The sequence below is a fragment of the Moorena sp. genome, assembly GCF_982860115.1.
The window spans coordinates 1-7,023 of the sequence record NZ_CEYLVT010000312.1 but is presented as its reverse complement, the minus strand read 5'-3'; the positions used below and the strand labels follow the sequence as shown (position 1 = coordinate 7,023).

Annotated in this window: 7 protein-coding genes and 2 pseudogenes; 7 read left to right on the top strand and 2 right to left on the bottom strand. The window is 43.3% G+C overall.

Annotated features, from left to right (window positions below; genetic code table 11):
• Window positions 1–185: 185 nt before the first annotated feature.
• Window positions 186–401, bottom strand: a complete 216-nt coding sequence (locus AC4II3_RS30115) for a hypothetical protein (protein WP_490722988.1) — start codon at window positions 399–401, stop codon at window positions 186–188.
• Window positions 402–416: 15 nt separating this feature from the next.
• Here AC4II3_RS30115 and AC4II3_RS30110 point away from each other — a divergent pair, with 15 nt between their 5' ends.
• The 5 genes and pseudogenes from AC4II3_RS30110 to AC4II3_RS30090 form a co-directional block, all read left to right on the top strand.
• Complete coding sequence (locus AC4II3_RS30110) at window positions 417–578, top strand: hypothetical protein (RefSeq protein WP_488015714.1); 162 nt, start codon at window positions 417–419, stop codon at window positions 576–578.
• Window positions 579–966: 388 nt separating this feature from the next.
• On the top strand, window positions 967–2,313 hold the full coding sequence (locus tag AC4II3_RS30105; protein WP_488015712.1) for a GUN4 domain-containing protein: 1,347 nt from the start codon (window positions 967–969) through the stop codon (window positions 2,311–2,313).
• Between the two features lie 587 nt (window positions 2,314–2,900).
• Window positions 2,901–3,146: pseudogene (locus AC4II3_RS30100) on the top strand (cryptochrome/photolyase family protein); the annotation flags it as partial.
• Between the two features lie 298 nt (window positions 3,147–3,444).
• The gene (locus AC4II3_RS30095; RefSeq protein ID WP_293072354.1) at window positions 3,445–4,641 is read left to right on the top strand and encodes an RNA-guided endonuclease InsQ/TnpB family protein; all 1,197 of its coding nucleotides are present in this window, start codon (window positions 3,445–3,447) and stop codon (window positions 4,639–4,641) included.
• Window positions 4,642–4,695: 54 nt separating this feature from the next.
• Window positions 4,696–4,992, top strand: a pseudogene (locus AC4II3_RS30090) (cryptochrome/photolyase family protein); the annotation flags it as partial.
• 324 nt (window positions 4,993–5,316) lie between these two features.
• On the opposite strand, the gene AC4II3_RS30085 reads toward AC4II3_RS30090, so the two are convergent.
• Window positions 5,317–5,460 carry a hypothetical protein gene (locus AC4II3_RS30085; protein WP_488015710.1) on the bottom strand — a complete coding sequence of 48 codons (144 nt, stop codon included), beginning with the start codon at window positions 5,458–5,460 and terminating at the stop codon, window positions 5,317–5,319.
• 451 nt (window positions 5,461–5,911) lie between these two features.
• Here AC4II3_RS30085 and AC4II3_RS30080 point away from each other — a divergent pair, with 451 nt between their 5' ends.
• Together AC4II3_RS30080 and pth are read left to right on the top strand one after the other, a co-directional pair.
• The gene (locus AC4II3_RS30080; RefSeq protein ID WP_070391159.1) at window positions 5,912–6,136 is read left to right on the top strand and encodes a DUF2811 domain-containing protein; all 225 of its coding nucleotides are present in this window, start codon (window positions 5,912–5,914) and stop codon (window positions 6,134–6,136) included.
• A gap of 211 nt (window positions 6,137–6,347) precedes the next feature.
• Window positions 6,348–6,992 (top strand): aminoacyl-tRNA hydrolase, encoded by a 645-nt coding sequence (pth, locus tag AC4II3_RS30075; protein ID WP_488015708.1) that lies wholly within the window; start codon window positions 6,348–6,350, stop codon window positions 6,990–6,992.
• Window positions 6,993–7,023 lie beyond the last annotated feature (31 nt).

Below are 7,023 nucleotides of genomic sequence, written 5' to 3'. Positions count from 1 at the left end.
GGAGGTTTCGGTTCAGTTATTTCCACCGGCGGTTGGTCTACTACAGCAGCAGGCTTCGGTTCCTTATTAGCAGCAGGCTGGTCTGCTGATGTATCAGAAGGAGTATTTGCTTCCTCAGGGTTAGGTAAGGGTAGGGTTTCTTCCGCCATAGCTTACGTAAGTCGTTATCTTTAGTCTGGATAATCCTATCTTACTGGGCAAGGGCTAGACAGATGGCTCAGGAGACGGGAGTCGGGAATCGGGAGTCGGGAATCGGGAGTCGGGAATCGGGAGTCGGGAATCGGGAGTCGGGAGTCGGGAGTAGGGAGTCGGGAAAAGCGGGAAATGGGAAGAATTCTTCGGACTTGAGCTAAACGCGATTGGCCTACGGCCACCCTACGCGAACGCATTTGTGATCGCATTTGTCAGTAGCTTTCATGAGTATAGCGCTTTCTAACCTAATCAGGTACACAGGATTTGTTCCCTGTTCCCTATTCCCTATTCCCTATTCCCTACTCCCTACTCCCTACTCCCTACTCCCTATTCCCTATTCCCTATTCCCTACTCCCAATTCCCTATACCTGGCTTTTTTCTCTTAACAGAGTAATTAACCGCTAACACTTGATGCGGCAGAGGATGGCAAACCTGAAAGAACTATACTAAAGTATATGAGTACTGAAAATTAATCCTCAAAAAATTAATTATCAGATTTAATAGCATGTAAATAATGTAAGCCGTCAGCCGTCAGCCGTCAGCCGTGCGCGTAGCGCTAATCGCTGATAGCTGATAGCTGATAGCTGTTCGCGTAGCGTGGCCAAAGGCCTTTAGCTGATAGCTTAATACTTACTCAATAATGCTATAGCATTATTTGTATTATCAATATTATTTGAATTGAGGGTGTCTTAAACTAGTTGATAATCCCCCTAGGAGCCAGGGTAAATCTACTAAACCTAAACACGAATCATAAATAACTAACAACTAATCTATATGGTCTGGTCAGAGCAACAGCTGTTACATGGTGGTAAATACAAGATCGAGAAAATTCTTGGACGTGGAGCGTTTGGAATTACCTACAAAGCAGTCCATCAGTTACTCAATCAAGATGTTGTAATTAAAACACCACACGAAAGCCTGAGATTGGCTCCAGACTACCCCAACTATGGCGAAGAATTTATCAAGCAAGGACAACTGCTGGCTCAACTGTCTGCTGACCTTGAATCCCTGGTCCAGGTCAGAGACTTGTTTCAAGAAGGAGATACCTACTGCCTCGTAATGGATTTTATTCCCGGGGAAAGTTTGTGGAATTTGGTACAACGCACAGGACCATTACCTGAAACTGATGCAGTAGAGTACATCACTCAAATTGGGTCAGCCTTGAATCTAATCCATGGAGTAGGGCTAGTGCATTTAGATATCAGCCCTCATAATATTGTAGTCAGTAACACTGGCAAACCGGTATTGATTGACTTTGAGATTCCTGGGGATATACTCCGAGATAGTAATGTGTCGAGCCATATTGACAATAAACCATTTCGACCCTACGAGCTATACTACCAAGGCAGTCGTCACGCCACGGTGGATGTGTACTCTCTAGCGGCTTCGATGTACTATGCCGTAACTGGGCTAAATCCTACCGAGTCAATTTACCGCAAGTATGACGGTGAAGAGCTGGTGCCACCAAACCAACTGCTTCCTAGTATTAGCGATCGCTTAAATCAAGTAATTCTCCAAGGCATGGCCTTAGAGCCAAAAGACCGTCCTGAGTCAGTGCATGAATGGTTACAGCCCTTGACTGAAGACGATTATTTCATCTCTTTGAGTGAAGTTGATGACCTTAGTTCTGATGTAGGAGTAGATTACCGCCCATTACGGGATTTACTAATCCGTAGAAAGTGGCAAGAGGCAGATCAAGAAACTCTCGCTGTTATGCTCAAAGCAACAGGACGAGAAGAAGAAGGCTGGCTTGACATCCCAGATATCAACACCTTTCCTTGTACAGACCTCTATACTCTCAACACCCTCTGGGTAAAGTACAGCAATGGGCGCTTTGGCTTTAGTGTACAGAAACAAATCTGGCAGAGCTTAGTGACCGAGAGTGTGCAGGTAACTCCTGGTGCGGATTATGAGTATGAAACTTACTGTCGCTTTGGCGATCAACTCGGATGGCACACCAACGAAACGTGGCTAGATTACGTTGACCTGCCCTTCACCCTCAATGCTCCCCAGGGGCATCTACCAGTCAGCTATGTCGGATTCTTTTCCGGTTGGGCATACTTTGCCTTTTTTATGGGTGGCGTATCTCTCTTCTCTCGCCTTGAGATATGTAGTATTTAGCAGTTTTTATAGCGGTTTTTAATTCGGTCTGGGTGTTAGGGAATCGGAAATCGGGAATCGGGAATCGGGAATCGGGAATCGAGAAACCAGACTGTGTACCTCATTAGGATAAAAAACGCTAAATAATAGTTATATAGAGCAGTTATAAACCAATTTATAGATGCTCTATATAACTATTGTTTGATTTATTTTTTTACTCAAAAAACCTATACAGCAGTTTGCCATTAAATTAGGTACAAATTTATAGCTTTTTAGGGAGTATAGAGCAGGTATTAGGGAAGATGGAAGAGGGAAAACAATCCTGTTTACCTGATAGTTATGCCAACCGCCGTAAAAAAAATATTTTTAATAATCTCTGATTAATTTACCTCTAAATTTTAATTAATAATTGAAAAAAAATCATCTGATTTAAACTTTTTTTATATTTCCTATTCTCGATTCCCGATTCCCGATTCCCGATTCCCCACTCCCTACTCCCTACTCCCTACTCCCTACTCCCTATTCCCTATTCCCTACTTCCTAAAACTCAACACAAAAATCCCTGAGGTTATTGTATGATCTCAATACAGTAAAAAGCATTAGCCATAATGACTATCGGGATTTGGGTACTAGGGGATCAACTTTGGAATGAACAATCAGCCCTAAACAGTTGTCAACAAAACCATCAAAATACGCCAGTAATTCTGATTGAATCCCTAAGCTACGTCCAACAAAGACGTTACCACCGCCAAAAACTGGTATTCATTTGGTCAGCCATGCGCCACTTTGCTGAGGAATTACGCCAGCAAGGTTGGCCAGTCAGCTATGAAACAGCGGACGACTTTGAAACGCCTCGGAGGGGTTAGGGGTGGGTTTTCCGTTCGCCCTCACCCTACACCCCACACCCAGTAAGGCTTTTAAGCCTGTTTGTCACCCCTTCAGGCCGAAATAATTGGCAACCTAAAACTAACTTGCCAAATTACCTTTATCTAAAAGAGCAAGAAGACTCACGTTATACCCGTAGGGTTAGCGGGAGACGGGGCGTATAAAGTGCGGACGCAGGTGACCCACACAGCCCCTCATGAATTGCTAGGTGCGCTTGACATCTTACATATAAGAGTTTAAAATGTAAGTATACTTCAAGGAGTAAATATGGTCGAAAAAGCTTACCGTTACCGTTTTTACCCAACCCCTGAACAGGAAACTCTGTTGAGGAGAACTCTAGGCTGTGTAAGACTTGTTTACAATAAAGCTTTAGATGCTAGGACAAAAGGTTGGTATGAACGCTCCCGACGTGTAAGCTACAAGGAAACTTCTTTGATGTTGACAGGATGGAAAAAACAAGATGACTTGTTTTTTTTGGGCGATGTCAGTTCTGTGCCCCTTCAACAAGGGTTAAGACACCTCCAAACTGCTTTCACTAATTTCTTTGCAGGTCGTGCTAAGTATCCTAACTTCAAGAAAAAGCGTAATGGTGGTAGTGCAGAGTTCACTAAGTCAGCTTTCAAATGGAAAGATGGTAAAATCTATCTTGCCAAATGTAAAGAACCTTTACCTATTCGTTGGAGTCGTCAATTACCTGAAAACTGCAACCCAAGTACTGTTACGGTTACTTTGGATCCATCTGGCCGTTGGCATATCTCTATAAGGTTTAATGACTACAGAGATTTGAGTCTACCACCAACGGATAAACAAGTTGGCTTTGACCTAGGAATTTCTAGTTTAATTACAACTAGTGACGGAGACAAAATCGCTAATCCCAAACACTTTAAGAAACTTAGGAAAAGATTAGCTAAGTACCAAAAAGCTTTGTCGCGAAAACAAAAAGGATCTAACAATCGTTACAAGGCAAAGTTAAAAGTTGCCAGGATACACGCAAAAATAAAGAATACTAGAAAAGATTTTACTCACAAGCTAACTACTCAACTAGTCCGAGAAAACCAATTGATTGTGTTTGAGGATTTAGCTGTGAAAAACATGGTTAAGAATCACAAATTATCTCAAGTTATCAATGATGCCAATTGGGCGGAAATAATTCGTCAGATTAAATACAAATCAGACTGGTATAATCGTGAAGCTATTTCCATTGACAGATGGTTCCCTAGTAGCAAGCTGTGTTCTGTATGTCTAAATCGTGTTGATTCTTTGCCTTTAAATATTCGGGAATGGGATTGCCCATTCTGTAACGCTCATCACGATCGTGATATTAACGCATCAACTAATATTTTGGCGGCAGGGCTTGCCGTTTCAGTCTGCGGAGCGACCGTAAGACCCGAAGAGAGTAAATCTCGAAAGGCTGGTGCGAAAAACTCCCCAAAGGGGAGAAGGAAACAGAAACCTAAGTCGTGAGTCTTAGGAATCCCCCGCTATAATCGCGAGATTTAGCGGCGGGAGGATGTCAATCCCAACAATCATTTTCTGTGGAGCGATTCTGATTTTCAAACCTGGGCGAAATCTCAAAAACGTCTAATAATGGAAAACTTCTATCGGGTCGGGCGCAAGCGATTTAATACTTTGATGGCAGGAAATCAGCCAATTGGTGGCAAATGGAATTTCGATAAACAAAATCGTAAACCCCCAAAACGTAATCTAAATCCACCAGACGCCCTTTGGTTTGAACCCGAACCAATCACCCAAGAGGTGATCAACTCGGTTAATGCTCAAAACTTTCCCAGCTACGGAAAAACCGAACCATTCCGTACCTTACAATCCTCGGAAGCGCACTGGCCAGGGAGCCTGTGCCTTTAATTTCTTATACTGGGATTTTCTTTGCAGCCACCGTGACCAACTCAAGGCTCAAGGCCGCATGAGTTTAGTCTTGTCTGACTTGGACAAAATCTCTGATCAAGACATACAACAAATTCGTGAAGACACTTTTAGGTGGCATAGAGACAATCTTCCTGACAATACCACATAATTAGGTTAGAAGCAATTAGTCAGTGGTTAGATTTTTTTTCCTTGTTTTTTCCTTGAGGAGTCAACTCAAGAGTTTGCTAATCAGAGTTCGATAATTAATTAGGGGTTTCAATCTACAATGACCCCATCTGTGGTCACCAGTTTTCCACTGCCAACGAAACTGTAAGAATTCTTATCGTTTCTCCCAAATTTCCCCCACAGATTCCCCACTGTTTCCACACAGAGCTTCAAGCTTTTCCACAGTTTTCCCATAGTTTTCCACAAGCCTCAACGGTGGCATTAGGTATTCCAGTTTTACTGGGGATTTTCCCGACTTAGTATTACGCAGCAGTTAAGGCCGCAGTTTATGTAAAGTTGTGTAACAAAAAAGTGCCTCAAACCCTGATTATTTCGTATACATTTCGGAATTTCAACAAGAGTTGTAATATTTCGCAGCATTGACAAACCCACCCCATTTCAGATGAAAATGGTGCGACCAACCTATAAAAAAAATTTGCTCTAAGCTAACCTACGCCCACCAGCAGGGGTTAGCACGGACTACCCTACCTGATTTGGGGATAGTTCTGAACTAAAGCAAGGGTGGCATCAAAATTCAGTGCTTCGGTGCTGGCTTGTCTTGGCTTTCTTTTAGCCAAGGCAGTTATCTGAAGTGCTTGAAATCAGGTGGCTTTTTCCAAAAATACCTTTATATGAAGAGGTGAATATGAACGCAACCGTAAGTATCCTGGCAGAAATCCCCGAAGACCTGCATGAGTCTCTCAAGCGCTACCTAGAAACCCATCCTAGCTGGGACCAAGACCGGGTCTTCGCAGCAGCACTTTCTCTGTTTTTGCTCCAAAATGGTATTGGTAAGACTCCAGAAACGTCCCAGAGTTATCGCGCTTGTGCTCGTGTCTATCTGGAATCCTTATTTCAATATCCTGCTTAATTAATCCGGGATGGGGAAAGGTATAACGTGTTATATATAACGTGTGAAATATAACATGTAAAGTATGACGTGTCAAGTTAAGCACCCATGCTTGCACGGCTTCGCCCTATTCCCCACTCCCCTGTTATCATGTCCGGAAACATCGAGATCATAAACCGTAAATAATGGGTAACCCATTACCCATTACCGATTACCAAAACGATTTTTGAGTATGAGCACTATCGAAAAAACCGGACAGATTATAATTCCTCAACTGATTGTCGGTTTAGGTAATCCGGAACCGAAATACGATAACACCCGACATAATATCGGTTTTGAAGTGGTAGATGCGATCGCACGTCGATTACAGATTGTAGGAAACGAACATCGCCGCTTTCAGGGATGGTTTGGTCAAGGAATTGGACTAAAAGGAAATAAGCTAAGCTTGCTTAAGCCTCTTACATACATGAATCGCTCTGGACAAGCAATTCGGGCGGTGACTGATTGGTACAAGCTAACACCTGAGTCAGTCGTGATCATTTATGATGATATGGACTTACCAGTAGGGCGTTTGCGTCTGCGCCTTTCCGGTTCAGCGGGAGGACACAATGGGATGAAATCCGCAATTGCCCATCTCGGTACCCAAAACTTCCCTCGCCTGCGGATTGGTATCGGCAAATCCAGTCAGAAGCCAAACACGATCTCCCACGTCCTAGGAAAATTTTCACCCCAGGAAGCCGAGTTAATGTCTGAAGTAGTCCAACTAGCCGTTGAGGCGATTGAACTGTCTCTTAAGCAAGGTGTGGAAAAGGCAATGAGTCTCTACAATAATCGGAATCTAGCAACTGTAGCAAAGGGAGTAGGGAGTAGGGAGTAGGGAGTAGGGAGTAGGGAGTAGGGAGTAGGGA